The 25,861-nt window shown below is 58.8% G+C and carries 25 protein-coding genes and 1 pseudogene; 13 read left to right on the top strand and 13 right to left on the bottom strand.

Annotated elements, in window-relative coordinates:
* Positions 1 to 102: 102 nt before the first annotated feature.
* The 6 genes from ligD to D3Z90_RS11135 are packed head-to-tail and all read left to right on the top strand — an operon-like array spanning position 103 to position 5,923.
* On the top strand, positions 103 to 2,613 hold the full coding sequence (gene ligD / locus D3Z90_RS11160; RefSeq protein ID WP_136475820.1) for a DNA ligase D: 2,511 nt from the start codon (positions 103 to 105) through the stop codon (positions 2,611 to 2,613).
* On the top strand, positions 2,613 to 2,885 hold the full coding sequence (locus D3Z90_RS11155) for a hypothetical protein (RefSeq protein WP_371922265.1): 273 nt from the start codon (positions 2,613 to 2,615) through the stop codon (positions 2,883 to 2,885). Before ligD ends, D3Z90_RS11155 begins: the two co-directional genes overlap by 1 nt.
* Positions 2,882 to 3,904 carry an acyl-CoA dehydrogenase family protein gene (locus D3Z90_RS11150; RefSeq protein ID WP_136475819.1) on the top strand — a complete coding sequence of 341 codons (1,023 nt, stop codon included), beginning with the start codon at positions 2,882 to 2,884 and terminating at the stop codon, positions 3,902 to 3,904. Before D3Z90_RS11155 ends, D3Z90_RS11150 begins: the two co-directional genes overlap by 4 nt.
* On the top strand, positions 3,901 to 4,665 hold the full coding sequence (locus D3Z90_RS11145; RefSeq protein ID WP_136475817.1) for a PIG-L deacetylase family protein: 765 nt from the start codon (positions 3,901 to 3,903) through the stop codon (positions 4,663 to 4,665). The genes D3Z90_RS11150 and D3Z90_RS11145 overlap by 4 nt, the downstream gene beginning before the upstream one ends.
* Positions 4,662 to 5,261, top strand: a complete 600-nt coding sequence (locus D3Z90_RS11140; protein ID WP_136475815.1) for a bifunctional 2-polyprenyl-6-hydroxyphenol methylase/3-demethylubiquinol 3-O-methyltransferase UbiG — start codon at positions 4,662 to 4,664, stop codon at positions 5,259 to 5,261. The genes D3Z90_RS11145 and D3Z90_RS11140 overlap by 4 nt, the downstream gene beginning before the upstream one ends.
* Positions 5,258 to 5,923 carry a glycosyltransferase family 2 protein gene (locus D3Z90_RS11135; RefSeq protein ID WP_136475814.1) on the top strand — a complete coding sequence of 222 codons (666 nt, stop codon included), beginning with the start codon at positions 5,258 to 5,260 and terminating at the stop codon, positions 5,921 to 5,923. Before D3Z90_RS11140 ends, D3Z90_RS11135 begins: the two co-directional genes overlap by 4 nt.
* An 88-nt stretch (positions 5,924 to 6,011) precedes the next feature.
* On the opposite strand, the gene D3Z90_RS11130 is transcribed toward D3Z90_RS11135, so the two are convergent.
* Together D3Z90_RS11130 and D3Z90_RS11125 are read right to left on the bottom strand one after the other, a co-directional pair.
* On the bottom strand, positions 6,012 to 6,872 hold the full coding sequence (locus D3Z90_RS11130; RefSeq protein ID WP_136475812.1) for a Ku protein: 861 nt from the start codon (positions 6,870 to 6,872) through the stop codon (positions 6,012 to 6,014).
* A gap of 77 nt (positions 6,873 to 6,949) precedes the next feature.
* Positions 6,950 to 7,858 carry an SDR family oxidoreductase gene (locus D3Z90_RS11125; RefSeq protein WP_136475810.1) on the bottom strand — a complete coding sequence of 303 codons (909 nt, stop codon included), beginning with the start codon at positions 7,856 to 7,858 and terminating at the stop codon, positions 6,950 to 6,952.
* Positions 7,859 to 8,054: 196 nt separating this feature from the next.
* On the opposite strand from D3Z90_RS11125, the gene D3Z90_RS11120 reads away from it, so the two are divergent.
* Positions 8,055 to 8,342 (top strand): hypothetical protein, encoded by a 288-nt coding sequence (locus tag D3Z90_RS11120; protein WP_136475808.1) that lies wholly within the window; start codon positions 8,055 to 8,057, stop codon positions 8,340 to 8,342.
* Between the two features lie 100 nt (positions 8,343 to 8,442).
* Here the strand turns inward: D3Z90_RS11120 and pgm are convergent, their stop codons facing one another.
* The 3 genes from pgm to D3Z90_RS11105 all read right to left on the bottom strand — a co-directional run bounded on the left by pgm (position 8,443) and on the right by D3Z90_RS11105 (position 14,084).
* A complete protein-coding gene (pgm, locus tag D3Z90_RS11115) occupies positions 8,443 to 10,080 on the bottom strand; it encodes a phosphoglucomutase (alpha-D-glucose-1,6-bisphosphate-dependent) (protein ID WP_136475806.1) in 1,638 nt (545 codons plus the stop codon).
* A 93-nt stretch (positions 10,081 to 10,173) separates the two neighbouring features.
* On the bottom strand, positions 10,174 to 12,435 hold the full coding sequence (locus tag D3Z90_RS11110; RefSeq protein WP_136475804.1) for an ATP-dependent DNA helicase: 2,262 nt from the start codon (positions 12,433 to 12,435) through the stop codon (positions 10,174 to 10,176).
* Entirely contained in the window at positions 12,432 to 14,084 is a 1,653-nt protein-coding gene (locus D3Z90_RS11105) for a VRR-NUC domain-containing protein (RefSeq protein ID WP_136475802.1), read from the bottom strand. Before D3Z90_RS11105 ends, D3Z90_RS11110 begins: the two co-directional genes overlap by 4 nt.
* Positions 14,085 to 14,469: 385 nt before the next feature.
* Here D3Z90_RS11105 and D3Z90_RS11100 point away from each other — a divergent pair, with 385 nt between their 5' ends.
* On the top strand, positions 14,470 to 15,390 hold the full coding sequence (locus D3Z90_RS11100; RefSeq protein WP_136475801.1) for a transporter: 921 nt from the start codon (positions 14,470 to 14,472) through the stop codon (positions 15,388 to 15,390).
* Here the strand turns inward: D3Z90_RS11100 and D3Z90_RS11095 are convergent.
* The 3 genes from D3Z90_RS11095 to D3Z90_RS11085 all read right to left on the bottom strand — a co-directional run bounded on the left by D3Z90_RS11095 (position 15,372) and on the right by D3Z90_RS11085 (position 19,785).
* Positions 15,372 to 16,775 carry a PLP-dependent aminotransferase family protein gene (locus D3Z90_RS11095; protein WP_136475799.1) on the bottom strand — a complete coding sequence of 468 codons (1,404 nt, stop codon included), beginning with the start codon at positions 16,773 to 16,775 and terminating at the stop codon, positions 15,372 to 15,374. The genes D3Z90_RS11100 and D3Z90_RS11095 overlap by 19 nt on opposite strands.
* The gene (locus D3Z90_RS11090) at positions 16,775 to 18,301 is read right to left on the bottom strand and encodes a hypothetical protein (RefSeq protein WP_136475797.1); all 1,527 of its coding nucleotides are present in this window, start codon (positions 18,299 to 18,301) and stop codon (positions 16,775 to 16,777) included. Before D3Z90_RS11090 ends, D3Z90_RS11095 begins: the two co-directional genes overlap by 1 nt.
* 461 nt (positions 18,302 to 18,762) lie before the next feature.
* On the bottom strand, positions 18,763 to 19,785 hold the full coding sequence (locus D3Z90_RS11085) for a zinc-dependent alcohol dehydrogenase family protein (protein WP_136475795.1): 1,023 nt from the start codon (positions 19,783 to 19,785) through the stop codon (positions 18,763 to 18,765).
* Positions 19,786 to 19,983: 198 nt separating this feature from the next.
* Between D3Z90_RS11085 and D3Z90_RS11080 the strand changes: the two genes are divergently transcribed.
* From D3Z90_RS11080 to D3Z90_RS27035, 4 genes are all read left to right on the top strand, one after another.
* Complete coding sequence (locus D3Z90_RS11080; RefSeq protein WP_136475793.1) at positions 19,984 to 20,898, top strand: LysR family transcriptional regulator; 915 nt, start codon at positions 19,984 to 19,986, stop codon at positions 20,896 to 20,898.
* A 163-nt stretch (positions 20,899 to 21,061) separates the two neighbouring features.
* Positions 21,062 to 21,379, top strand: coding sequence for a type II toxin-antitoxin system PrlF family antitoxin (locus D3Z90_RS11075; protein ID WP_136475791.1), 318 nt, complete (start codon positions 21,062 to 21,064; stop codon positions 21,377 to 21,379).
* Positions 21,379 to 21,840 carry a type II toxin-antitoxin system YhaV family toxin gene (locus D3Z90_RS11070; RefSeq protein ID WP_136475789.1) on the top strand — a complete coding sequence of 154 codons (462 nt, stop codon included), beginning with the start codon at positions 21,379 to 21,381 and terminating at the stop codon, positions 21,838 to 21,840. The genes D3Z90_RS11075 and D3Z90_RS11070 overlap by 1 nt, the downstream gene beginning before the upstream one ends.
* 9 nt (positions 21,841 to 21,849) lie before the next feature.
* On the top strand, positions 21,850 to 21,972 hold the full coding sequence (locus D3Z90_RS27035; protein ID WP_256658350.1) for a hypothetical protein: 123 nt from the start codon (positions 21,850 to 21,852) through the stop codon (positions 21,970 to 21,972).
* 231 nt (positions 21,973 to 22,203) lie between these two features.
* On the opposite strand, the gene D3Z90_RS11060 is transcribed toward D3Z90_RS27035, so the two are convergent.
* From D3Z90_RS11060 to D3Z90_RS27030, 5 genes and pseudogenes are all read right to left on the bottom strand, one after another.
* The gene (locus D3Z90_RS11060; RefSeq protein WP_136475787.1) at positions 22,204 to 23,004 is read right to left on the bottom strand and encodes a lytic transglycosylase domain-containing protein; all 801 of its coding nucleotides are present in this window, start codon (positions 23,002 to 23,004) and stop codon (positions 22,204 to 22,206) included.
* A 161-nt stretch (positions 23,005 to 23,165) separates the two neighbouring features.
* The gene (locus D3Z90_RS11055; RefSeq protein WP_136475786.1) at positions 23,166 to 23,870 is read right to left on the bottom strand and encodes an SDR family oxidoreductase; all 705 of its coding nucleotides are present in this window, start codon (positions 23,868 to 23,870) and stop codon (positions 23,166 to 23,168) included.
* Between the two features lie 99 nt (positions 23,871 to 23,969).
* Positions 23,970 to 24,863 carry a LysR substrate-binding domain-containing protein gene (locus D3Z90_RS11050; protein ID WP_136475784.1) on the bottom strand — a complete coding sequence of 298 codons (894 nt, stop codon included), beginning with the start codon at positions 24,861 to 24,863 and terminating at the stop codon, positions 23,970 to 23,972.
* 58 nt (positions 24,864 to 24,921) lie between these two features.
* Positions 24,922 to 25,428 carry a GNAT family N-acetyltransferase gene (locus D3Z90_RS11045; RefSeq protein WP_136475782.1) on the bottom strand — a complete coding sequence of 169 codons (507 nt, stop codon included), beginning with the start codon at positions 25,426 to 25,428 and terminating at the stop codon, positions 24,922 to 24,924.
* A 57-nt stretch (positions 25,429 to 25,485) separates the two neighbouring features.
* Positions 25,486 to 25,605, bottom strand: a pseudogene (locus D3Z90_RS27030) (hypothetical protein); the annotation flags it as partial.
* 80 nt (positions 25,606 to 25,685) lie between these two features.
* Between D3Z90_RS27030 and D3Z90_RS11040 the strand changes: the two are divergent.
* Positions 25,686 to 25,856, top strand: coding sequence for a sigma factor-like helix-turn-helix DNA-binding protein (locus D3Z90_RS11040; RefSeq protein WP_305956110.1), 171 nt, complete (start codon positions 25,686 to 25,688; stop codon positions 25,854 to 25,856).
* Positions 25,857 to 25,861: the final 5 nt, after the last annotated feature.

Here is a 25,861-nt window from a genome sequence, read left to right as displayed (position 1 = left end):
GAGTCGCCCAAGGTTACGCCAGCGCGTGCAAGTCGATTGAACTCCCATCCCCGCGGCCTTTCCCAATGCTATGTGAACGCACAAAAGTCGCAGGACATCACCATGGCCAAGCCGCTGCAGGAGTACGCGCGCAAGCGCAATTTCGACGCCACCCCGGAACCCGCAGGCAAGCACGTTGCGGGTAAAACGCCTGCGCATGCCTTGCAGTACTGCATTCAAAAACACGACGCCAGCCATCTGCACTACGACTTTCGCCTGGAATTGGACGGCACCCTGAAAAGCTGGGCCATTCCCAAGGGCCCGTCGCTGGACCCCAAGGTCCGGCGCCTGGCGGTACACGTCGAAGACCATCCGCTGGACTATGCCGACTTCGAGGGCAACATCCCCGAAGGCCACTACGGTGCCGGTGATGTCATCGTCTGGGATCGCGGGGTGTGGATCCCTGAAGAAGATCCGCACAAGGCCTATGCCAAAGGCAAGCTGCGCTTTCGCCTGCAAGGTGAAAAGCTCTCCGGCATCTGGAATCTGTTTCGTACTCATCTGGCCGGCAAGAAAGAGCAGTGGCTGTTGGTCAAGTCCGATGACGCCCAGGCCCGCCCGCAAGCCGACTATGACATTCTCGCCGCTGAACCGGACAGTGTGCTCAGTGAGCGCACCCTGATCGATCACAAGGCCAAGTCAGTCACCAAGACCAAGACCCCAAAAAAAGCACAGGCCAAGCCTGCCAATCGAGCACTCACAGCCGCAAAGGCAAGCCCCCTGCCCGCCGAGCTCAAGCCTCAACTGGCGACGCTGGTTGAGTCCCCCCCGGAAGGTGACTGGTGCTACGAGGTGAAATTCGACGGCTACCGTATCCTCGCCCGTCTCGACGGCGACGAGGTGCGTCTGTTTACCCGTAACGGCCACGACTGGACCCGCAAACTGCCCAGGCAAGCCAAGGCGCTGGCCAAACTCGGCCTGCAATCAGCCTGGCTCGATGGCGAAATGGTGGTGAACAACGCCGAAGGTATTGCCGACTTTCAGGCCTTGCAGAATGCCTTCGACGAGGCTCAGGACGAGCAGATCATCTACTACCTGTTCGATGCGCCTTTTCTCAATGGCATGGACTTGCGTCAATGCCCATTGGAGCAACGCCGTGAGGTCCTGGCCGCAGCGCTGGAAGATGCCGACGAACAGCGCCTGCGCTTTAGCGCCGACTTCACCCAAGCGGTGCAATCGCTCCTCGACAGCGCTTGCAAAATGGAGATCGAAGGCTTGATCGGCAAACGTCTTGGCAGTACCTACGTGAGCCGCCGCAGCAGCGATTGGATCAAACTCAAGTGCAAGCAGCGCCAGGAGTTCGTGGTTGTGGGTTATACCGATCCGAAAGGCTCACGCCAGGCCTTTGGCGCCCTGCTGCTGGCTCTACACGATGCAGACAGCGGCGAGCTGCGCTACGCCGGTAAAGTCGGCACCGGGTTCAACAGCCAGACCCTCGAACACATTCACCAGCGCCTGGTACCGCTGCACACCAGCAAGGCGCAATTCGTCAGAGCGCCCACCGGCGCCGAGGCCAAGGGCGTGCACTGGCTCAAGCCACAGTTGCTGGCCGAAGTGGCCTTCGCGCAAATGACCCGCGACGGCGTGGTTCGCCATTCGGTATTCCATGGCCTGCGCGATGACAAACCAGCGCGCGACATTGCCCTGGAGCAACCTGTGAAAAATCAGTCGAAACACCCGTCGAAACACCCCGCCTTGCCCAGCAACCTGCACCTCACCCACCCTGAGCGCATCATTGATGCCAGCACGGGGATTACCAAGCGCCAAGTGGCGGAGTACTACGCGCAGGTAGCGCCCTGGATACTGCCGCATCTGCAGCGCAGGCCAGTAGCACTGGTGCGTGCCCCGGATGGTTTGTCCGGCGAACTGTTCTTTCAGAAAAATGCAGCGCAACTGAACATTCCCGACCTGGAAAGCCACGACAAGGCCGAAGCCGGCCAAGCACTGATGATCATCGACAAGGCACAGACTCTGCTCGGTGCGGTACAGATGAACACCCTTGAGTTGCACACCTGGAACGCCACGGCAAAGAACTTCGACAAGCCTGACCGTTTCGTGCTCGATCTGGACCCAGATCCGGCCCTGCCGTGGAAAGCCATGCTTGAGGCCACCCAGCTGACACTGGCGCTGCTTGATGAATTGGGCCTGCAATCGTTCCTCAAAACCAGTGGCGGCAAGGGTATGCACATTGTCGTACCGTTGACGCGTCGCGCAGACTGGGATGAGGTGAAAAGCTTCAGCCAGGCCATTGTCCAGCACTTGGCCGGACTGTTCCCGGAACGGCTGTCGGCGGTGTCCGGGCCAAAGAATCGCGTCGGACGGATCTTCATTGACTACCTGCGCAACAGCAAAGGCGCTACCACCGTGTGCGCCTACTCGATCCGCGCACGCGAAGGTTTGCCGGTGTCCGTACCCATTGCCCGAGCTGAACTGACCGAACTCAAAGGCGCTAACCAGTGGAATCTGCTTAACCTCGGCGAGCGTCTGGCAGAAGGCACAGATCCGTGGGCCGACTATGGCCAGGTCCGTCAGTCGATCAGCAAAAACCTGCGTCGCCGTCTGGGACTTGACTGATGACCGACCTGGATGTGATCGACTGGCTGCAATGGCCGGCAATGCTGGCGACAGTCCTCGCCGCCTGGTGGATTGGTTCGCAGCAGCCGCGACGGCGTCGAGTCGGTTTCGTCTGTTTTATTGCCAGTAACCTTTTATGGGCGATCTGGGGCTGGCACACCCAGGCCTGGGCCCTGATCGTGCTGCAGTTCTGTCTCTGCGCAATGAATCTGCGCGGCCTGAAAAAGAACAGCGCAGATAACCACCACGCTGCACGGGAGTCGACCAGATGAACACACCCGTCCCTGCCGCTTTTCTGCAGCAGTTCGCCCAGCGGCCGCTGGCCTTGAGCATCGACCGCCAACTGCAGCACTGTCTGCAGCAATGCCGCGAAAATGCCCTGGACCAACTGCCTCTGCCCGGCCATGGCCGCACCCTGCAACGCTGGCAAGTCCTGGCTCAGGTTGCCGGCGCCGACTTGAGCCTGGCCAAGTTGTTCGAAGGCCACACCGACGCGCTGGCAATCATCCATGAGTGCGGCGCCAGTCACCTGGACACTTCTGGCACTTGGGGCGTCTGGGCGGCCGAGCCGCCGACGGCGCGCGTGCAGATAAGTGCGCGCAACGGCAACGAAGTACGCTTGCATGGCCGCAAAGCGTGGTGTTCCGGGGCACTGCAGATTGACCATGCCCTGCTCACGGCATGGGATGAGCAGCAGCGACCCTACCTGGTGGCGGTAGCGTTGAATCAACCCTCATTGAGGATCTTCAACGAGGGCTGGCAGGCGGTAGGCATGGCTAACACGGCCAGTGTCGATGTTGAATTCACCGATACCCCGGCGCAACAGGTCGGCAGCAGCGGCCAGTACCTTTCACGCCCGGGCTTCTGGCACGGCGGTGGCGGTATTGCAGCCTGTTGGTACGGTGCCGCCCAGGCCCTTGGCGGATTCTTGCTGGAGCACTGCAACAGCCGCAACGACCCTCACGCCCAGGCCCACCTGGGCGCGATCGACGCCGCACTCATGGGCGCACGGGCGGCGCTGCGCGAAACTGCTCACTGGATCGACAGCCACCCTGGCAGCAATGCCGAACGTGAGGTGCGGCGTCTGCGTGCCCAGGTCGAGTCAGCCGCGACCGTGGTATTGAATCACGTCGGTCGCGCACTCGGCGCCACACCGTTCTGCCGCGACAGTCACTTTGCCCGCTTGAGCGCCGATCTACCGGTGTTCCTACGTCAAAGTCATGCTGAACGCGACCTGGCCGAGTTAGGCCGTCAACTCGGCAACGCTGCCGACGGAGGATGGCACCTATGACCTTGCGTCCCCCCGAAAACCCGATCCAGGCACCCGGCACCCCGCTGTCACACTGGCAAGCATCGCCGACCCTTCAGGCGGTCCCGGCAATTCATCTCGACCAACTGGTTCCTGAAGGCTCGCGCCTGGTGGTAGTAGCGCCGCACCCGGACGATGAAGTACTGGGTTGTGGTGGCCTGCTGGCGAGCCTGCAAGGTCGGGAACATGACTTGATAGTGGTATCGGTCAGCGATGGCGAAGCCAGTCACCCGTACTCCCGGCACTGGACCAGCGAGCGCTTGCGCCAGCAACGCCCTCGAGAGAGCGCCGAAGCGTTGCGGCGCCTCGGACTGGTCATGGAAAACCTGACCTGGCTACGCCTGGGACTGGCAGACAGCGCCATAGCCAATCATGAACGGGGCCTGACTGAACGACTGGTTCACCTGTTACGCCCCGGCGACCGGGTGCTGACCACTTGGCGCCTTGATGGCCACTGCGATCACGAAGCAGTGGGACGGGCCTGTGCCAGGGCCTGCGAGCGCGTCGGGGCGCAACTGATTGAAGTGCCGATCTGGGCTTGGCACTGGGCACGACCAGACGACCCACGCCTACCCTGGCAGCGTGCACAAAAGCTGTTTCTCGACTCGGCTGTGCTGGCGCTCAAGCGCCAGGCCATCACCGCCCACACCAGCCAACTGCAAGCCGATGGAGAACGTCCCCCCGTATTGGATCGCGAAGCGTTGGCGCGTCTTCTGCAACCTTTTGAACTGGTGTTTACATGAGTGTACCCGCGAGCTATTTCGAACAACTATTTGCTGGCAACGATGATCCATGGGCATTTCGCACCCGCTGGTACGAGAAGCGCAAACGCGAGGTGCTGCTCACAAGCCTGCCGCGCCAGCATTACGCAAGAATATTCGAACCGGCATGCGCCAATGGTGAACTCAGTGCTGGACTGGCCGAGCGCACGGCAAACCTGGTGTGCCAAGACCTTGATAACACCGCCGTCCATCTGGCGAGGGAGCGCTTGCGCCCGTGGCACCATGCACACGTGGAAAAAGGCTGCCTGCCACAGGACTGGCCGAGCGGCGAATTCGATCTGATCGTGCTCAGCGAGATCGGTTACTACCTCGATCCGCGTCAGTGGCTGGAAGTATTGCAACGAGCGCGGGCGAGCTTGAGCAGCGACGGAGCCCTGTTGCTCTGCCACTGGCTACACCCGATCGAGGGCTGTCCTCAAACCGGTCAGCAGGCGCATGAACTGTTGGCAGCACACCTGACCCTGCACCGTCAGCTGCGCCACGAAGAGGCAGACTTTCTCCTCGAATACTGGTGCGTGACCCCCCAGATCATCGACCTCGACGAGCCTTGCCCATGATAGCCGTGATCGTTCCTGCCCATAACGAAGAACAACTGCTCGGCGCCTGCCTGCAAGCGCTGACCGACGCCGCTCGGGCAGTGTCGGCGCTGGGAGAGCCTGTGCAGATACTGGTAGTGCTGGACGATTGCAGCGACGCCAGTGAAATCATCGCACTCAACCATGGTGTGGAAAGCCTCAAGGTAACTGCGCGCAATGTCGGTCACGCTCGCCGCGCAGGGGCGGCATTGATGCTGGAAAGAGGTGCCCGTTGGCTGGCCTTTACCGATGCCGATAGCTGTGTGCCCGCGCATTGGTTGCTGTGTCAGTTGGCATTTGCCGCCGATGCTGTATGTGGCACCGTGCATGTCGAGACCTGGCAGCCACACCAGGACTCGCGGCTGCGCGAGCGCTATCTGGCTCATTATCAGGCGCGCGAGGATCATCGTCATATCCACGGTGCCAACCTCGGTATCTGCGCCCGGGCCTACCAGCAAGTGGGCGGCTTTCAAGCCCTGGCACTCGATGAGGATGTGCAACTGGTCAGCGACCTGCAGCAATGCGGCGCGCACATTGTCTGGACCGCCCGCAACAGCGTGTCCACCAGTAGCCGGCGCGATTGCAAAGTACGCGGTGGCTTTGGCGACTTTCTCAACAGCCTGGGCGATGCGTCGGCGGTGTAGCCAGCCAGGCTTTGATGAAACAGTGTTCACCGACGCCACTGACGTCCTGCGCTGGTGGCATCTGTATCAGACAGCGGTGGCCAACTGATCAGGCTTTTTTCCGAGGCTTGCTGGGTGGGGAGGTCTTTTTACTGGTCGGGGCTTTTTTTGCCGCAGCCTTGCGCCCGCCCAAGCTGCGTTTGAGCAGTTCGGTAAGGTCGATGATGTCTGCGCTTTTCTGCTCGCCTTCACCTTCCACTGGGGCCACCGTGGCGATCTTGCCCTGACGGGCTTTTTCTTCGACCAGGGCCATGATGGTTTCCTTGAAGTCGTTGCGGTATTCATCCGGGCTCCAGGTACCGCTCATATCCTCGACCAAGCGTTTAGCCATCTGCAACTCGCGTTTGTCGATGCTCGAATCGCGCACGCTGGCGTCCAACTCCAGGCTGTCCAGGCTACGCACTTCCTGTGGCCAACGCAGCGTGATCATTACCAACGCATCTTCAAGCGGGCGCAAAAGCGCCAGGTGCTGCTGAGTGTGCAGAACGACCTTGGCCAAGGCCACTTTACTGGTGCTCTGCAAGGTTTCGCGCAACAAGGCATACACCTTGCCACCGCGCCGATCCGGGCTCAGGTAGTAAGGTGTATCGAACTGCTGCAAGGGAATCTCGGCACTGTCGACAAACGAGAAGATATCAATGGTCTGAGTCGCCTCCGGGCGAGCCTTGCGGATCTCTTCTTCACTGATCACCACATAGCGCCCTTTTTCGTACTCCACGCCTTTGACGATATGCTCGCGGGAAATTTCCTTGCCGGTCACCTTATTTACGCGTTTATAGCCAACCGGGTCCATGCTGCGCTCGTCGAGCCAGTCGAAATCGACCCGGTCGCTACTGATTGCCGTGCTCAATGACACCGGGATATGCACCAAACCAAAACTGATGGCACCTTTCCAGATAGCTCTGGCCATGATGTTCTCCCTCGGGCGATTGAAAAGCACTTGTCTGTCTGACTACAACGCTGCGTGAAGGTTTTCGGTGCCGACGATCAGGGCAATGGATTGCCCCCGGTAACCCCGAATATCTCACCGGTAATGTAGCTCGACTCCTGGCAGGCCAACAGCACATAGAGCGGTGCGCATTCCGCGGGCTGGCCTGGACGCTTCATCGGTGTATGTCCGCCGAACTGCGGGATCTTCTCGTCGGGCTGACCACCACTGGGCTGCAGCACCGTCCAGATCGGCCCTGGGGCTACGGCGTTGACACGAATTCCCCGCTCGATAACCTGCTTGGCCAACGCTTTGGTAAAGGCAACGATGGCCGCTTTGGTGGTGGCGTAGTCGAGCAAGGTAGCCGAAGGATCGTAGGACTGGATCGAAGCGGTATTAATAATGGTCGCCCCCGCCGGCATCAGCGGCACTGCCGCCTGGCACAACCAGAACAGCGCATAAACGTTGGTCTTCATGGTTGCATCAAATTGCTCGCTACTGATGCGGCCTACTTCCTTGCGAGCGACCTGTTTGCCAGCGACGTTTACCAGAATATCCAGTCCGCCAAGCTGTTCATGGGCCTTATCGACCAGATCCCGGCAAAACGCCTCGTCTTTCAAATCACCTGGCAGGGCAATCGCGCGGCGGCCCTCGGCCTCGATGAGCGTAATCACTTCGCGAGCGTCCGGTTGTTCGACCGGGAGGTAATTGAGGACGATATCAGCACCCTCGCGGGCAAAAGCGATTGCTACCGCGCGGCCGATACCGGAGTCGGCGCCAGTGATCAAAGCCTTGCGCCCCTTGAGTCGCCCGAAGCCCTGATAGCTTTGCTCACCGTGGTCGGGCTTGGGCTTCATCTGCTGGTCCAGGCCCGGCGCTGCTTGCGACTGCGCCGGAAACGGTGGTTGCGGGTACTGGGTGAGCGGATTCTGCATCTGGTACTGGTTGCGGGACTTGTCGCTGGCCATTGTTTAACTCCCAAATTGCATCCAGCGCCAGCGTGGCGCTGCTTATCTTTGGAAGTAACTCCAGCGCCAAGGTTTGCTAAATCTTCGGCGATGTCCGACCAGTGGTCCTGCGTGCAAAAAAGCTGAACTCTGTTGGCGATTTCTCCTCGAAAAACTAATCACCCAACATTGTTTTAGTTACACGGAGAGCTTCGGCATGAGAAACGTAAGCCGGGCGTGCCCGACCTGCCTGCAGATCGATTTCGTCCAGGATACGCTGTTCGGCCCCATCGCCCACAGCGCCGAGTGCGAAGTGCAACTGGCGCCACTGAACCTCAATGGTCAACCCGGCTTGCAAATGCAGGTGCGCGCCCCAGTCCCGGCCAAGCTCGAACGCTCGCACAGCGTCGCGTTCGTCTGGGAGGGGCGCACATACCGCGGGATCGTCCACTACCATCGACAGTGTGATGATGGCGGCTTGCAACTGCAGCTTGAGTTGCAGTAGCGTTTACGCGGGCCAAGCCCCCTGGAGCGAGATTTCAGTCGGCTTTTGATCGGCTGTTAATCTTGATCTACCCGCCCCGTCAATCGAATGGGAGCAGATATCAAGCGATAGCAGTGTCAACCAGTTCCTGAGCCTCGGCTACCAAGCGCTGCAGATGCGCTTCGTCAATGAAGCTTTCTGCATAGATCTTGTAGATGTCTTCAGTACCCGATGGGCGCGCCGCAAACCAGCCATTGGCGGTCATGACCTTCAAGCCACCGATAGCCTGGCTGTTGCCTGGTGCATGGCTGAGAATCTGCTCGATCGGCTCACCGGCAAGCGCTGTCGACTTCACCTGCTCCGGTGCCAGTTTGCTCAACAGCGCCTTCTGCTGCGGATTGGCCTTGGCTTCAACACGGGTAGCAAAAGGCTCACCCAATTCAGCGGTCAGCTCGGCATAGGCCTGACTCGGATCGCGCCCGGTACGTGCGGTGATTTCCGCCGCCAGCAGTGCCGGGATCAAGCCGTCCTTGTCGGTGGTCCAGACACTCCCGTCTTTGCGCAGGAACGAGGCACCCGCACTTTCTTCACCGCCAAAGCCCAGGCTGCCGTCGAACAAGCCGTCGGCAAAGAACTTGAACCCTACAGGCACTTCGTACAAGTGACGGCCCAGGCGTGCAGTCACACGATCGATAAGGCCGCTGCTCACGACAGTCTTGCCGACCGCTGCGTCCTGGCGCCACTGCGGGCGATGCTGATACAGGTAATCGATGGCCACCGCCAGGTAATTGTTCGGCGCCAACAGGCCGTTCGGCGTCACGATACCGTGGCGGTCATGGTCCGGGTCACAGGCAAACGCCACGTCAAAACGCTCACGCAGGCCGATCAGGCCTTGCATGGCGTGAGGCGAGGAAGGGTCCATGCGAATCTGGCCATCCCAATCCACGCACATGAAGCGGAAGGTTGGATCGACCTCAGTGTTGACCACTTCCAGATTCAACTTGTAGTGCTCGGCAATCGCCGACCAGTAGCGCACACCAGCACCGCCCAGAGGATCGACACCCAGCCGCAGGTTGGCGCTGCGGATAACGTCGAAATCGATCACGTTTTCCAGGTCGGCGACGTAGCTGCTGACATAGTCGTGGCGATGCGTGGTGCTCGCCCGCAGCGCTTGATCGTGCTCGATGCACTTGATGTCTTTCAGGCCCGCGACGAGCAACTCGTTGGCCTTGGATTCAATCCATTTGGTCACGTCGCTGTCGGCCGGGCCACCGTTGGGTGGGTTGTATTTGAAACCACCGCTTTGTGGCGGGTTGTGCGAAGGCGTGATGACGATACCATCGGCCAAGCCGCTGCTGCGCCCACGGTTGTAGCAGATGATGGCGTGGGACACTGCCGGGGTCGGGGTGTACTCGTCATCCTTGGACAACATGACTTCAACGCCATTGGCTGCCAGCACCTGCAAGGCACTGGCCGTTGCCGGGGTCGACAGCGCGTGCGTGTCCGCGCCTACAAACAATGGACCATCGATACCCTTGGCTTGACGATACAGGCAAATAGCCTGGCTGATGGCCAATACATGGTGTTCGTTGAAGCTCAGGTCCAACGAACTGCCCCGGTGCCCGGAGGTGCCGAATGCAACGCGCTGAGCGGCGATGCTGGGATCGGGTTGGCCGGTGTAGTAGGCGGTCAACAGGCGCGGGATATCTACCAGCACGGACGCTGGAGCCGGTTTGCCTGCCAAAGGACTGAGCTTCATGCAAAACCTCAAGAAAGATGTTCGGGGGTCAAAAATGCAGAGTTTACTGGCACTTTGACAAGCACGCGATGGCAATGCTCCCCGGCCCCCTGATTATTTCTGTTGCGGCGCCCACCAAGTGGGAAACATGCCTTGCACCCGAGGCTCGGCGAAGCGGTCATCGATGAGCATGACCATGCCCTTGTCGTCGGTGCCACGAATCACCCGACCTGCCGCCTGAATGACTTTCTGTACGCCGGGATACAGATACGTGTAGTCAAAGCCTGCATCGAACAATCGCGCCATACGCTGTTTGATTTGCTCATTGACTGGATTCACCTGGGGCAATCCAAGGGTCGCGACAAACGCCCCGATCAACCGCGTACCAGGCAAGTCGACTCCCTCAGCGAAGGCGCCGCCGAGCACGGCAAAGCCGACACCACGCCCTTGGGCCTCGAAACGTTGCAGGAATTCTTGGCGCTGGCCTTCATCCATACCCGGTGCCTGACGCCACTGGACAATCTGCGGATGCTCGGCAGCGAGCCGCCCGGCCACCTGTTGCAGGTATTCGAAACTGCTGAAAAACGCCAGGTAATTGCCGGGTTCCAGCGCATATTGCGCCGCAATCAGCTCGACGATAGGTGCAATCGAGGCAGCACGATGCTGATAACGGGTAGAGACATTACTGACCACCTGCACGCGCAGTTGCTCGGCGGCAAAGGGCGACGTCACGTCCAGCCAGGCGGTGTCTGCGGGCATGCCGAGCAAGTCGGTGTAGTAATGCCTGGGGCTCAAGGTTGCGGAAAACAGAGTTGCGCTACGGGTGCTGGCCATGCGCGGGCCTATCTGTGCAGCGGGGACCACATTGCGCAGGCACAAGGTCGAAAGGCTGCGCCTGCCCGGCCCTTCGCGCTTACTGATATCAAAAATGAAATGGCCGTCGAACAACTCGCTGATGCGGATGAACTGCAAGGCATCGAAGAGAAACTGCAACAGCGCCGGATCGATGCCCGTAGGTTGCTGATTCAGTTGCTCCTGGATCAGACCCACACAGTGCTGCAACGCCTTGAGGAACGCTTCCGGCAGTTCCTCGACAACCCGATACGGCATCAGTTGAGTCTTGTGCAGGGCATTCCATTGACGATTGAGGCGGTCCAGGGCGCTGCCCATGCCGGCGGGTTTGCTTTTACGCAGTGCCTGCAATTGCCACTGGTCAAAGCTGGCGCTGTACATCTGCCGCGCACGCTCCACCAGGTTGTGCGCTTCATCCACCAGCAATGCCACACGCCACTGATTCACCTGAGCGAGGCCATGCAGCAAGGCGCTCTGGTCGAAGTAGTAGTTATAGTCAGCCACCACCACGTCAACCCATCGTGCCATTTCCTGCCCCAGATAATAGGGGCAGACCTGATGCGCCAAGGCAATTTCGCGAAGTGCAGCCTTATCGAGAATGGCCAGCGCCTGGGCGGCCTGTCGAGCAGCCGGCAAGCGATCGTAGAAACCCTTGGCCAGCGGGCAGGCTTCGCCGTGGCAGGCAGTGCCTGGGTACTCGCAGGCCTTGTCGCGAGCGACCAGTTCCAGGCTACGCAGGGCAATGCCGGGCGCGCTGTGATGGACCTGATGCAAGGCTTCCAGGGCGAGGGCGCGACCGGGAGTCTTGGCGGTCAGGAAGAAAACCTTGTCTAACTGCTGCGGGACCACGGCCTTGAGTAACGGAAACAAGGTGCCAAGGGTCTTGCCGATGCCCGTGGTCGCCTGTGCCATCAAACAGCGTCCAGTACTGACTGCCTTATAGACGGTTTCGGCGAGCTCACGCTGACCACGACGGAACTGGCCATGGGGAAACCTCAGGTTGTGCAAGCCAGTATCGCGCAGCGCCACACGCTGCAGTTGTTGCTCGGCCCATTGCACGAACAGCCCGCACTGGGCATTGAAGAACTGTTCAAGTTCAGGGGCCGTACAATGCTGCTCGATCAGTGTCTGACTGTCGCTATCGACATTCAGGTACACCAGGGCCAGGTTGATTGCGGCAAGCTGACGTTGCTGACAGAGCAACCAGGCATAGATTTTTGCCTGGGCCCAATGCAACTGACGATGGTTCTCCGGCTGGCGCGCCAGGTCACCGCGGTAGGTTTTTATTTCCTCCAGACGGTTGAGCTGTGGGTCATAGCCATCTGCCCTGCCGCGTACCTGCAACGCACCGAATTGCCCTTCAAGACTGACCTCAGCCTCATAGTGCGGGCCGCGTCGAGCCACTACCCGTTGATGGCCGCTGATTCCCTCCTGCGCGGTCGGCGAAGGGGTGAAGCGCAGGTCAAGGTCGCCAACCTTGGCGCTGAACTCACACAGCGCCCGCACCGCCACGCGATAACTCATGTTGCCTGCGCTATCCAGCGCACATGGCATACCTCGATAGGCAAACCGTGTTCAGTACAGAAATCGATCCAGCGCAGTTGGTTGTCCTGAAGGCGATCACCCGGCCCTTTGACCTCGATCATGCGGTAGCGCTGCTGCTCGGGCCAAAACTGGATCAGATCGGGCATGCCGGCACGATTGGCCTGAATATCCTCCAGCAAGCGCTCGAAACAGCGCTTGAGATGCACTGCCGGCAGGCAAGCCAGCGCTTGATCGAGCAAAGCCTGATCGAGTCCCTGCCAAAAGACAAAAGGCGACTGCAGGCCCTGTTTGGCAATAAAGTTCCGGCCGATGGTGTGCTGGTAGCGGTCGTCGTCCAGTTGTTCCAGGCAATCGTCGAACAAAGCAATGCGACGCGCCTGGAATTCCGGATCGTGCAAGTCTTGCGGCGCACTCTGGAATGGGTGAAAGAAGGCGCCGGGCAGCGGCGCGAAGATGGCGTCCCAGCACAGCAGGCCGAACAGGCTGTTGAACAGCGTGTTCTCGACGTAATGTACCTGGCCGCCCTCCTGTTCCAGGTGCACCTGCACTGCCCGCTCGACCCCCAGCAATGCCTGCTCGATCGGCAATTGCAGCTCGATCACAGCGGTTGAGGGCTTTGCTCGTCGCGGCTGAGGGGGACCACTAAGCTTGCGCTGCAAGCGCGGCAGAATTCGCGCCAGCGCTTGAGCCTCTATTGGCCCGGCCGGATGCGCGGCAACTTGCGTGGCCAAGGCATGCGCCGCTGACCATTGCTCGCTGCGCTCGAGTACTCGGATGCGGCGAATCCGCGCCTGTGGGTGTTGGCTGCGCGGGTAGATCTGCAAAGCCAGGTTCCAGTCGCCCAGGCGCTCGCTGTGTTGACCCAACTGGTACAGCAGCCGCGAACGTCGCCGTAACAACCATGGATTGTCGCTTTGCAACGCTTCCAGTTGAGTCAGCACCTCTTGCGCCGTAGCTCCCTGCTCCAGCCTCTCGGCGCAGCGGTGCAAGGCCAGGGCCAGATCAACGTCCCCACGGTGTTTCAATGCCCTTGATTGCTCACTGAAAGCCACTTGTTCATAGCGCAACAGCCCCAGGTCCGCGAGGACGAATTCCGACCAATCCTGATAGAGATTGCCGAAGAACAGCAGGCGAAAACGATCGCACAGCGCTTGCAACTGCAGCGTGAGGATGGGCTCGGCAAAGTCGGGCATCCAGTCGTGCAAAGGTCGCGGTGTCAGTTCCAGCGCCTGCAATTGGGTAAAAAGCTCAGCCTTGGCCGCCCGAGGACGAATCAGGTGGGCGCTAAACCCGCTGGCGATTTCATCCTTGCGCAACACTTGAAACAGCTGTTCGAGACTCAAGGGGCTGTCATCGGTAACCCAGCCGTGTTCCAGCAAAGGTTGCAATGCCGCCAAGGGTGCTCCGATTTCTGCGTAGATGAGCTTGCTTGGACGAAACAGTTCACCCTTGCGCATCACCATACGCACCAGCAACGCCTGGGAAGCACGCGGTTGCTCGGCGAATCGTTCGATAAAGGTTTGCTCGTTTTCGTCCAGCAGATCGGCATAGCGCTGCCCGATCCAGTTCAGCACTTGCTGGAAGTTGTACAGGTAGTAAAACGGGTCGTCGACAGAATGGGCAATCACGGCAAGGCTACTGGCAGGCTCAATGACGCTGGTTATACATACAGATCACCACTTTTGGCAACCTGCTGGAGCACCACTGATCGGCAAGGGGTGTCGATCGGCAGTTGCGCAGAGAGCCACAAATCTATTCCCCTCGGTTAAAAAGCAAATCAGGAATCCGCATCGTTCTACAAAAAGAACGCAGAAGACCAAGTTGCCGGCTACTCAACCCAATCAAAGCCGCTACAGTTGCAGTTTGCGCAATTCAAGGCTGCGTAGACGACATATTGCGCCAAGAGCTGTATCAATTTCGGAACAGCAACGATATACGACGACACTTTTGCACATCGATGCTTACTGCGCCGCCAAGCCGCTTTGACAAACACATAATTAGAGAGACTTATGCATGCGTGCCCCTCACCTGCCCGCCCTTGGCCTGCTTTGGCCGCTGCTGTGCCTGGAAGCCCAGGCCGATAGTGTCAGCCTGCCGCCCCTGCCTTTGGGCAACACTAGTTTTCTGGATGGCATCACACAACCGGGAATGCTTTTTGAGCTACCCGTCCAGTACAACCGCAGTAACCAGGCCGTGGATGCCAGCGGCCATTCGGTGCCAGGGCGCCAGCGGATACGAAGCACCACCGTACTGCCGCACTTCGCCTACATCAGCAAGCAGCGCATCGCCGGAGCCTATTACGGCGCCGAAGTACTGTTACCGCTGGTACACCTGGATCTGGATATCGACGGCGGTCCGCAAGGTACCCGCACCCGTCAAGGCGATCTGATAGTCAGCCCACTGCTATTGCAATGGGATCCGGTGATGTTGTTCGGGCGGCCCTTCTGGCAACGCTTGAATTTCGTCTTCACCTTGCCAACCGGTGACTATGACAAGCGCGCGCAGATCAACACTGGAAGCAATGTCTGGACCTTCAATCCTCACTACGCCTTTACCTGGATGGCAAGCGAACGCCTGGAGTTCAGCGGGCGGCTGCACTATGCCTGGAACAGTCGCAATGACAGTCCGGCACAGCAACTGCAAGCCGGCGACATACAACCCGGCGAAGCGCTGCACAGCAACTTTGCCGCTTCATACGCACTGGACGATCATTGGCGCGTGGGCGTGGCCGGCTATCACCTCAAGCAGATAAGTACCGACAAAATAGACGGCCATCGCCAGAAGGACTCCAAGGAGCAGGTATTCGGCTTCGGACCGGGTGTGCGTTACAGCACAGGTGGCCACAGCGTGTTCATCAACTACTACAGCGAATCCGGGGCTCGCAATCGAAGCGAGGGCGATCAACTGAGCGTTCGCTACCTTTTGGCCTTTTGAGCCCGCTGCAGCTCCTCGCGCAATACCTTCAGCCCAATCTGCAGGTCATGTGACTGTCTGGATGGACAGCCCAGGCGCAGGTGCTGGCGGTAGTCACCCTGCAAGCTGAACAATTCACCTGGGACGATGACCAGGCCCTGCTCGAGCAGGCGCTGAAACAACACCCGCATGTCCACCAGCGTCCGGGTATGCGCCCAGATCGTCGTGCCGCCGGCAGGCATCTTGAACTGCATGTGCGCGCCCAGGTAAACCTGCATTTGCTGATAAAGATGGGTAACCCGCTCGAACAGACGCAGGCGTACCTTCTCCAGATGGATATCGATGCGCCCCTTGCCATACAGCCGTGCCACAGCTTGCTGGCGCAAGGGCGGCAAATGAAAGCCCCTGGCCAGGAACTGGCGCTGGAGCTGCTGCGGGCAATGGCGCGACAACAGATAGGCGAATGGCGCTTCGGCTCCCACCGTGCGCTCCAGCGAGGAAAACACCAGCAGGCGCTGCGGATCGACCATCTCTCGCAGACAAACCTGAGGATGTGCGGCGAAGCAGTACTCGGCATCCAGGTCGTTTTCCAGTAACCACACCCCGTGTAGATCCAGCAGTTCACTGATGGCCTGGTACTGCACGTGGGGCAACAGGCTGCCATGCGGGCTGTTCAAGCGTGAAGCCAACATGACAATGCGCACCGGCTCTCGCTGGAGCAGGTAGGCGAAGTGCTCAAGGTTCAGGCCGCCATCACTGTTCAGCGGCATTTCGATTACTCGTAGCCCGCACGCTTGCAGAATCCGCAGCAAACGCCAGGAACAGGGTGATGTCACCAGTATCGTACTGCCCTGCAATTCCAATGCGGCCAGCAAGGTTTCGAATAGCGAGTACAGGTCCGACGATAGATAGACATCGTCAGCACTCCAATACAGCTGCACCGACTGGGTGTAGTGCGCCGCCAGTGCGGTTCGCAGTTCCAGGTCGCCATTGCTGTGAACGAGCCCGGTGAACCTTGGATGTTGACGAAGCAACTGGCGCTCGATACCCAGCAGATTGGTCTCGAGCGATGACAGCGACTGCGCACCATTGAACACCAGCATTTGCGAACGACTGGCGTGCGCCTGCAAGTCGTGCAACAGATCCTCGCCACTTTGTGCCTGGACGATGATCTCTCTGCCTCGGGCAAAGTAACCGGACTTGGGCACCGACTGCACACGCCCTTCGTGTTCGAGCATCGAGTAGGCATGCTGGATGGTCGAGATGGAAACATCCAATCGGCGCGCCAAATCTCGCAACGACGGCAACTTGTTACAGGTACCTGGCGCCAACTGGGAAATCAGTTCAGTCAAGTAGCGGTGTACCGCCTGATAGGCAAACCTGTTGTGTTTTGTCTTGTCCTTCATCAGCAAATGCCGGCCTGCTCGCCATCGCTCAACACGCTATTGGCAGCGCGGTACTTCAGATGTCGCAGGTTGGCACCGCGCACGCGCAAGCGGGACAACAAGCACTGCGAGCCGCCAGCCAACGCATCACGGCTATACAGCTTCTGCAGCATAGGCAGTGGCAAACCACTGGTGTCCACCAACCACTGCACCACCGGCTCCGGTGCCGACTGCCCCTGCAATGCCTTGTGCAAGTAAGGCATGGCCACCAGCATGCCGGGATGGCAGCGGCACAGGAATGTTTCAAGCTGCGCACCCCGCCCCACGAACGGACTGAACAACTGGCAAACCAATTGCGCTTCGCTCAGGCCATAAGCCTGCGAGGCAAAATCATTAGCCTCGCCACGTCGTTGCTCCAGCTCGCCAGTCTGCCAATAGTCGAAAATGCACGTTTCAACCGTGGCAAAGTCATCGTTGCGCTGCATTCGCTGTCGGGTTTGCTGCAGATACAGGTCAATGCCATCACCGTAATGAGTGTTGTCGATGAACTCGGCTTTTAACCCCTGCAGATGCGCTAACAACAATGGGTTGGCGATTCCGCTGTGACCACTGGGGTCGGCCTGCTGGTCGAAGTTGTAGCCCAGAAAGCGACTCAGTCGCTTGGCAAGGAGCGTTTCATGGTCAGCCACCAGATCGTCGATTGTGATAAAGCGCAATGCCGGCTGCTCGCCAAATTCGGGTTCGGCACCTGCTGGTACGAAAGCTGACTCGTGCCCTTGCAGCAAGTCCAAGTAGCGCCTGTGCAGCTCACCCATTCCTTCGAGCAGCGCTGCGGCGCAGCTATGAATAGGCCGTGCACCAAGCAATTCGGCGTTACGCAGCGAGCGTCTACTCCAGGCCAGGTAACGCTTGCGATCGGCCAGTGAGTCCGCATTGATCACCGCGTCGACGCGACCCTGCCAGGTAATAGCCTGGCGAGCCAGCTCAGCCAGGTGCAAATAACCGTGGCTGGCAAAGTTGGCCAACAGCGGCGAACCGCCGCCAAGGTGACCACACAACAGCCACTCCTGACGCTCTGCCAGTTGTTGCGCGTCAGATGGAGCGCGACGATTATCGTAGGACAGCAGTTCGTCGGCATCGAGCACCAGCAACTCGATGCGCGGGTCATCGTGCATGAACAATCTCGAGAACGTGCTATCGATGTTCGCTTGTGTTGTGGTGCTCATCCCGGCTTGCCACGCCGTGGCAATACGCAAGTGAAAGGTGTGAGGTGCGCGAGCAGCAATGCTCAACTGCGCAGCTCGCACACAGGCCAGGGCCTGGGCGCAGCGCAAACTGGCATCAAATACGAACATCAAGCGCAATCCCTTGATCCGTTCAAGGCCACCGGCCGCCACAATCAATCGCTGAACCAATAATTGCAGCGATGCCTTTTGCGCTTGCGACAAATGCTCAAGCACACGCTGCAATACTTGCTGATATATATACTGCATGGCTTGATCGTGAATACTGCCCATTACGCCCACCTGAATATCGATTCCGGCCATTTAAAGTGCGCTTCCGCAAACATTTACAATCAGCAGAAACAAAAAGCCATCCAACTTCCTAGGAAACTTCCCACAAGTTCCTACAAGAATTTACAGCAATCTAAACACGCGCCAATCAACCCAGACTGCAGCGCCCGCCGCAGCCTGTAAAACCACCTCTATCATGGGATTCTCGTTCATATCGACTCACTCCCTGAGCGTAATAAGTACAGCTCATTATCGGGGGTTGGCCAACGAATAAAAGATACAGAATAAGCAAAAAAAGCCGTTCAGCGCAGAACAGCTATTTTATTACAATAAGGTGACAAACCATGGAACATGCGTCCAGCAACACCCCAACTGAGCGACTTAACTAATTCGTGGGTGTATTTGTGGACAACGGCGAAACCCAACATTGAATGCCGATAAAAAAACCCGAGCAACGCTCGGGCTTTTCACTGATAAACACCTCGAGCAAGGTGTCAGGCGTCAGCTATCTCCAGCACCAGGCGTCCCCCACATGGGCATTCGTCCATGTAGCGATGGGCCTCGACAACCCGCTCGAAGGGGTAAACCTTGATGATCTGCGGCGTCAGCAGCTTGTCAGCGGTGAACTGGTTGATGTCACGCAGCGCCCGCTGCAGCGCCACCTGGTCCTGTGTAATGCCAAGTTCCGGCTTGCCCGTGAAATTGCCGATGCAATGCACAAAGAACTGAATGTTCTTCTGAAACGCGGCGCAGGCCGGGAAAGGCGTCTGGTTGCCACCCTGCAAGCCGTAAAGCACCAGGCTGCCGCGCGGCGCCAGGACATCACCCAGCAACGACATCTGCGGGCCACCAAGGCCATCGAGAACCATGTCGACACCGCGGTTGTCGGTGTACTTATTGATCTGCATGAGCAGGTCTTGCTCTTCGGTGACGATCACTTTGTCGGCACCCAGCTTGATCAGATTGTCGCGCTGATCGGCATCCTTGGTGGCGGCAAATACCTTGAGCCCCAGCGCCTTGCCCAGTTGCACAAAGGCAGGACCGGCACAATGGCTGGCATCGGTGACCAACGCGGTTTGCCCGGCCTTGGCCCGGGCCAGATCGACATAGGCAAAATAGGCCATCAGCAACGGCGTGTAATGGACACTGGCCTCGATCGGCGAAAGTATCTCTGGGTAGCGGGTCAATGCCGTACGTGGCAGCACAATGACCTCGCCGTACACCGGATGCTCGTTGGCACTGCAGGCCGGAAAGCTGGCGACCTTGTCGCCCACTGCCAGGTCATCGACGCCTTCGCCCACGGCCACGACCACACCCGCCATTTCATGCCCGATACCGGCGGGCAAGCGTGCCTGGGACGGCGCCAGGTTCTGCCGCCAGAGCACGTCGTACCAACTGATACCGATCGCTTCAACGCGGATCTGCACCTCACCGGCAGCCGGCTGCGCCGCGACCTGCTCTTCGATCTTGAGCACCTCGGCCGGGCCGAACTTGTGGAAACGGATCATGCGGGACATCGCAAACCTCGCCTAGTGAACCTCTAATACCCTGAACTCTATCCGGGCTTTCACGGTTAGACCATCTGTGGCCATTAATAGTCGACATGCTTGTCATTGATTAAGGATATGCCGCTCTGGGCAAATTATGCGGTGCAGGGTAACAGCCTTTACCCTTAAGATTCACCCCTGCCCCAACCGTCCAGTGAAGCCGAGCCGATGAACCGTAACGACTTGCGTCGCGTCGACCTGAACCTGCTGATCGTCTTCGAGACGCTGATGCATGAACGCAGCGTAACCCGCGCAGCCGAAAAACTGTTTCTCGGCCAGCCGGCGATCAGTGCAGCATTGTCACGCTTGCGCAGCCTGTTCGACGACCCATTGTTCGTGCGCACCGGTCGCAGCATGGAACCATCGGCGCGCGCGGTAGAAATCTTCGCCCTGCTCTCGCCCGCCCTGGACTCGATCTCTACAGCCGTCAGCCGCGCGGCCGACTTCGACCCAGCCACCAGCACCACTGTGTTTCGCATCGGTCTGTCGGACGACGCCGAGTTCGCCCTGCTGCCGCAGTTGCTCAAACGCATACGTGCCGAAGCCCCGGGCATCGTTCTGGTGGTACGCAGGGTCAATTACCTGCTGATGCCGGCCTTGCTTGCCAGCGGTGAAATTTCGGTGGGCGTCAGCTGGACCAACGACTTGCCTGCCAACGCCAAGCGCAAAGTACTGCGCCGCAGCAAACCAAAAGTACTGCGCGCCGACAGCATGCCTGGCAGCCTGAGCCTGGACGACTTCTGTGCCCGTCCCCACGCCTTGGTGTCGTTCGCGGGCGACCTGGGTGGCTTCATGGACGAAATCCTGGAAAAACTCGGCCGCAAGCGCCATGTCGTGCTGGCCGTGCCCCAATTCAATGGCCTGGGCAGCCTGCTGTCAGGCACCGACATCCTCGCCACCGTACCCGACTACACCGCCGAAGCGCTGACTGCAGCGGGTGGGCTAAGAGCGGAGGATCCGCCACTTGAGGTGCAGAGCTTTGAGCTGCACATGGCGTGGCGTGGGTCTCAGGATAATGATCCAGGTGAGCGCTGGTTGCGGTCGAGGATTCAGATGTTTTTTGGCGATCCGGATAGTCTCTAGTTTTCGCCGGGCTGGCTGTTCATCTGATCATTTCTGCCTTTCCACAAACCATGGAGCTCCATTCACTTCCAGTGGATTGCTGCTTATGCTTGATAGAAGAACCCAGATTGAGCGGGTAAGGATTATTCCTTACCATTCATTCAGCATATCCGGGAGAACACTCATGCCTGCCATCCACGAAATCGCCACGTTGACCTCGAAGGGGCAGGTCACACTGCCCAAATCCGTTCGCCAGCTACTGGGCATTGACACAGGTGGCAAGATTGCATTCGACGTACGCGGCGGTGAAATCGTGGTCAGCCGCGTAGAAACCACCCACGAAGACCCTGCCATCGGTGCGTTCCTGGGTTTGCTGGAGGCTGATATCCGAGGCGGCCGCAACCTCACCACTCTACCGGTAGACTTGGCGCAAACCATGCTCGCCAACGCAAACCACTGCGTAAACCTGGACGAAGATATCGAAGGTGAGGTCGCAATCTGATGCTGCGACATGGCTGGACACTGTTGTTCCATGAAGGTGTGACTTTACAGCTACGCAAATTGCAAGAAGCCGCCGCCCGAGCCGAGCAGAACGATCCGCAAGGTTTTGAGAGCAACGCCAACGTCAAACTGTTTCGGGCATTGAGCCATCTGATCATGGAGGCTGTGCCTGCCGACCCAGGCCGTGATGAGTTCCGCCAAGACAACACGCTGGGCACCGCTTACAGACATTGGCGCCGCGCAAAAATCGGCAGGCGCTTTCGGCTGTTTTTTCGCTACGACTCAAGATCCAAGGTCATCGTCTATGCATGGGTCAACGACGAAAACACCCTACGGTCCACAGGCAGCAAATCCGATCCCTACGCCGTATTCGAGAAGATGCTGGGCCGCGGCAACCCTCCTGATGACTGGGATGCGCTGACTGCTGCGACGCGTAGCGACTGGGGCGAGCCCAAAGCATGAGTTGCGCAAATGAGCGAGGGTTTGCACGGTCTGCGCCAGCCCCCCGGTGCGTCCACAGGGCTGTTGGCAATGTCCAGGGTGCCCTGCTCGACCGACAACGCCGAGACCGGCGACTCACAGTACGCGTTGTAGACAACGTTGTTACATGTCCATAGGAGTCATTGTCACCAAAGCGCGCTGGATCGCACGCACATCAACCAGGCAAGACAATGTCAGCCAGTTGCGCATATAGCGGTGCGACCGCCTCGCAGGACCCTACCAGTCATATGGCCACTGCGTGGACGCGACCTTTTCACAGTGCCGCAGCGAGGCGGAAATGAGGAGATAGACTTGTGCTCCATGGCCTGAACCCGCCTTACGCTGCTAGTGCCGCTGGCGGTAGCGTTCGGCCAAGGACTGCACGAGGGTGACGTAAGATTGTGTTTCGGCATAAGGCGGTACCCCGTTGTGTTCGACCACGGAGGCCTCGCCTGCGTTGTAACCCGCCAGTGCAAGCATCTGGTTGCCGTTGAAGCGCTTGAGCAACCAGGCCAGATAGCGCACGCCGCCGTGAATATTCTGTCGTGCATCGAACGGATCATCCACGGCGAAACGCGTAGCGGTAGCGGGCATCAATTGCATCAATCCCTGAGCGCCAGCGACTGAAATGGCGTTGGGGCGAAACGCTGACTCGGCGTGTATCACTGCGCGGACCAGCGCCGTGTCGACCCCATACTGACCCGCAGCAGCTTCGATTTCCCGCCGATAGGATTGGGTGTCCAGGCGCAGTGAAGCCACCTTGAAGTCCTTCGGCGCCATGCACAGATAGCAGTCCTTGATGTAATAAAGCTCAAGAACATCGACCCGTGCGGAGATCCCGACAGGGCGCCGGCTCACATATTGTCGAACGCCCCTGTGGATGAAGGTGAACACCCTGACCCGCACCGCGCCGGTGTCGTCGGCCCGCACCTGGCGTGGCAAGACCGAGACCTTAGCGCTGGCGCGTGCCCCATCATTGACGTGGGTACAGTCAGCGCTGGCAATGGCTTGGCGGGTGTAGTGAATGGCGCCTTCCGTGGTTTGGCACTTGAACATGGCGCTGGCGCAGAGTGGAGCAACCAGCAATGTCAGCTGGATGCAGCCCACAACGCTCTTGCGAACCCATCGCCATGCCCTGCAACTCATCACATCGCTCCACGCCGCAGGTGGTGCTCAGCCCTGGGCACCACGCCCGGGGGCTGTCTTGGGATGGCCCATGCCGGCTGGCCCACCTTATGTTCTGCTAGTTATACCCCTTGTAACCGGCCTTGTAACTTGGCTGCGGGACGTGCTGCGGCCACGGCGGATCAAACGCTGCGGGTCACGCCGCCATCGACCTTGATGTTCTGCCCAGTGATGTAGGCCGCGCCGTCACTGGCGAGAAACGCGATGGTGGCCGCGATTTCCTCGCTGGTGCCATAGCGCTTGAGCGGCACGCTGTCGCGACGTTGCTCAGTGCCCGGCAGGCTATCGATCCATCCAGGGAGCACATTGTTGATACGTACGTTATCCGCAGCGAAGCTATCCGCGAAAATTTTGCTGAACGCAGCCAAGCCTGCGCGTAATACAGCGGATGTCGGAAACAGCTCACTGGGTTCGAGCGCCCAGGCGGTGGAAATGTTGATGATCACTCCGCCCTGCTGACGTTGCATGTAGGGGGTCACCAAACGCGTTGGACGAATGACATTGAGCAGATAAGTGTCCATGCCCTTGTGCCAGTCTACGTCGCTGATCTCCAGAATCGGTGCGCGCGGGCCATGGCCGGCGCTGTTGACCAGCACGTCTATACGGCCCCACTTCTCCACCACAGCATCGACCAGACGTTGCAAGTCTTCAACCGACTGGTTGCTGCCGGTTACACCGATGCCGCCAAGTTCGGCAGCCAATGCCTCGCCCTTGCCCGAAGAAGACAGGATGCCTACCTTGAAACCATCGGCAGCCAAGCGTCGTGCTGCTGCCGCACCCATACCGCTGCCACCGGCGGTGATAATCGCAACTTTTTCTACTGACACACTGCCTCCAGATGCTGCCAAGCTGATTGCTTGAGTGCCTTAACCTTAGCAGCAGCTTTCACCAGGAGGGAGCCAGCGAAACTTTACGCTTCCAGTAGATTAACTATCACCAACCTGAGCTTTGAGCCAATCTTTCACGATACTCAATGACTCGGGCTGCTTCATCTTCCGTGGCCAGACCAGATAAAACGACTTCTCGACCGTGAGTTGCTGAGCAAAAACCTGCACCAGCCTGCCGGCGACGATATCGTCGTGGACGAAGGCCATACTCGCCAACGCGATGCCCTGACCGCTGATAGCCGCCTCGATGGCTAACGAGGTCTGGTTGAATCGCAGGTTTTTGGCCGTCGGTTGCGCATGCTGCGGGAACAGTTCTGCAAGGAACTGCGGCCAGAAGTTATGGGCATCATGAAGCATGATGAAGTCTTGAAGCTGCTCAAAGCTGACGGTGGCTACGATTCCGTCAAACAACGTTGGGCTGGCTACCGCAACGATGCGCTGCTCCATCAGCAGTTCGCTGTTCAGACCGGCCCCGAATTCTGACTTACCATAGCGGACAGCGATATCCACGCCATCGGTACTGAAGTGGGAAAGCCGATCGGTTGCCAGCACACGCAAGTCGATATCCGGATAACTCAGTGCAAAGCTACCAAGCCTGGGAATGAGCCACTTAGAGGCAAAGGTCGGTGTAACGCTGACCGTCAGGTGAGCAGACTGAGGCCTGAGCAGGCGTGTAGCCTCATCGATCATGGCCAACGCACTGCGAATGCTGCCGCTGTAGCCCAGACCTGCATCGGTCAACGCAAGGCCTCGAGGCATACGGTCGAACAAACGAAGATCCAGACTCGCCTCCAGCCCGCGTACCTGCTGAGCAACCGCTGCCTGGGTCACGCCCAGCTCCTCGGCCGCTAAACGGAAGTTCAAATGGCGAGCCACCACTTCAAAAACACGCAGCGCGTTAAGCGATGGCAATTGGGGAAAACCGTCTGACATGGCAATGGAATTTCTATCGAATTATGAAATTTTTAATGACTCTCTCACGCCTCAAGACTCACTCCGTGGCGTCAAAGGACTCATGATATTGCACAGTGCCTGTTGGCAAGTCACCGCCAAAAGACAGCGCTTGGAAATACTCTTGGGGAACTCCAGGCAGCTCCAAGCCAGCGTGAGGCTTGAAGCCAAAGCGACCGTAGTAGTCAGGATCGCCCAATACGACGCAACCATCTGCCCCTTTGCTTTGTAGCTTGGCAAGAGCGGCTTTTATCAGGGATGAACCAATACCCTGGCCTTGGCAGTCCGGCAACACGGATATTGGCCCGAGCCCATACCAACCCGCAGCACCGGAAGACACGGTGACTGGAGAGATTGCGACGTGCCCAACGATGTCATCATTCTTCATTGCAACCAGCGAAACTGCTAGTCGTCCGGCTTGGCGTAGTGCATCGACAATGAAATGCTCGGTGTGGCTGGAATGTTGCTCCTGCTCAAACGCCGCAGCAGTTAGTTTGGATATGCGTTTGGTGTCTTCAGGTAGCTCATTGCGGATGTTCAAATTCATATTGGGTTTTTCTCTGGCGTAATGGTGCTGAGAATCGACGGCTATCTACACGCTGTAGCCGACGATTCCCGTACCGTTGTGTTTTCGGAAGTTGGCGATGGTCTTGAAATCCGGCATCAAACACCCAGTCAACCACATCAGCTCAACGCTGCGTCGATCTTCTCGCTCCAAGAAACGAAGAGGACAGCAGCGAGGTGTCCGGTCCACGGACCAAAACACCCGAAACACTGGTGTCGGATCAACAGGTGTTGGAAAGGGTGTCCGAAGTTCTTGCCGATTTGCCTGAGCGCACGCGTTATGCATTCGAAATGTGCCGCATTCACGGCATGAAACAGAATGAAATCGCCAGGATCCTCGGCGTTTCTCCAGCACTGGCCCACGCCATGATCAGCGAGGCCCTACTCCACTGTCGGCAAAAAGCGCTTTGATGTTT

The sequence above is a fragment of the Pseudomonas sp. DG56-2 genome, assembly GCF_004803755.1.
Taxonomy (GTDB): Bacteria; Pseudomonadota; Gammaproteobacteria; order Pseudomonadales; family Pseudomonadaceae; genus Aquipseudomonas; species Aquipseudomonas auratipiscis.
The sequence above is the reverse complement of the archived record's forward strand: the minus strand, read 5'-3'. Positions and strand labels throughout refer to the sequence as shown.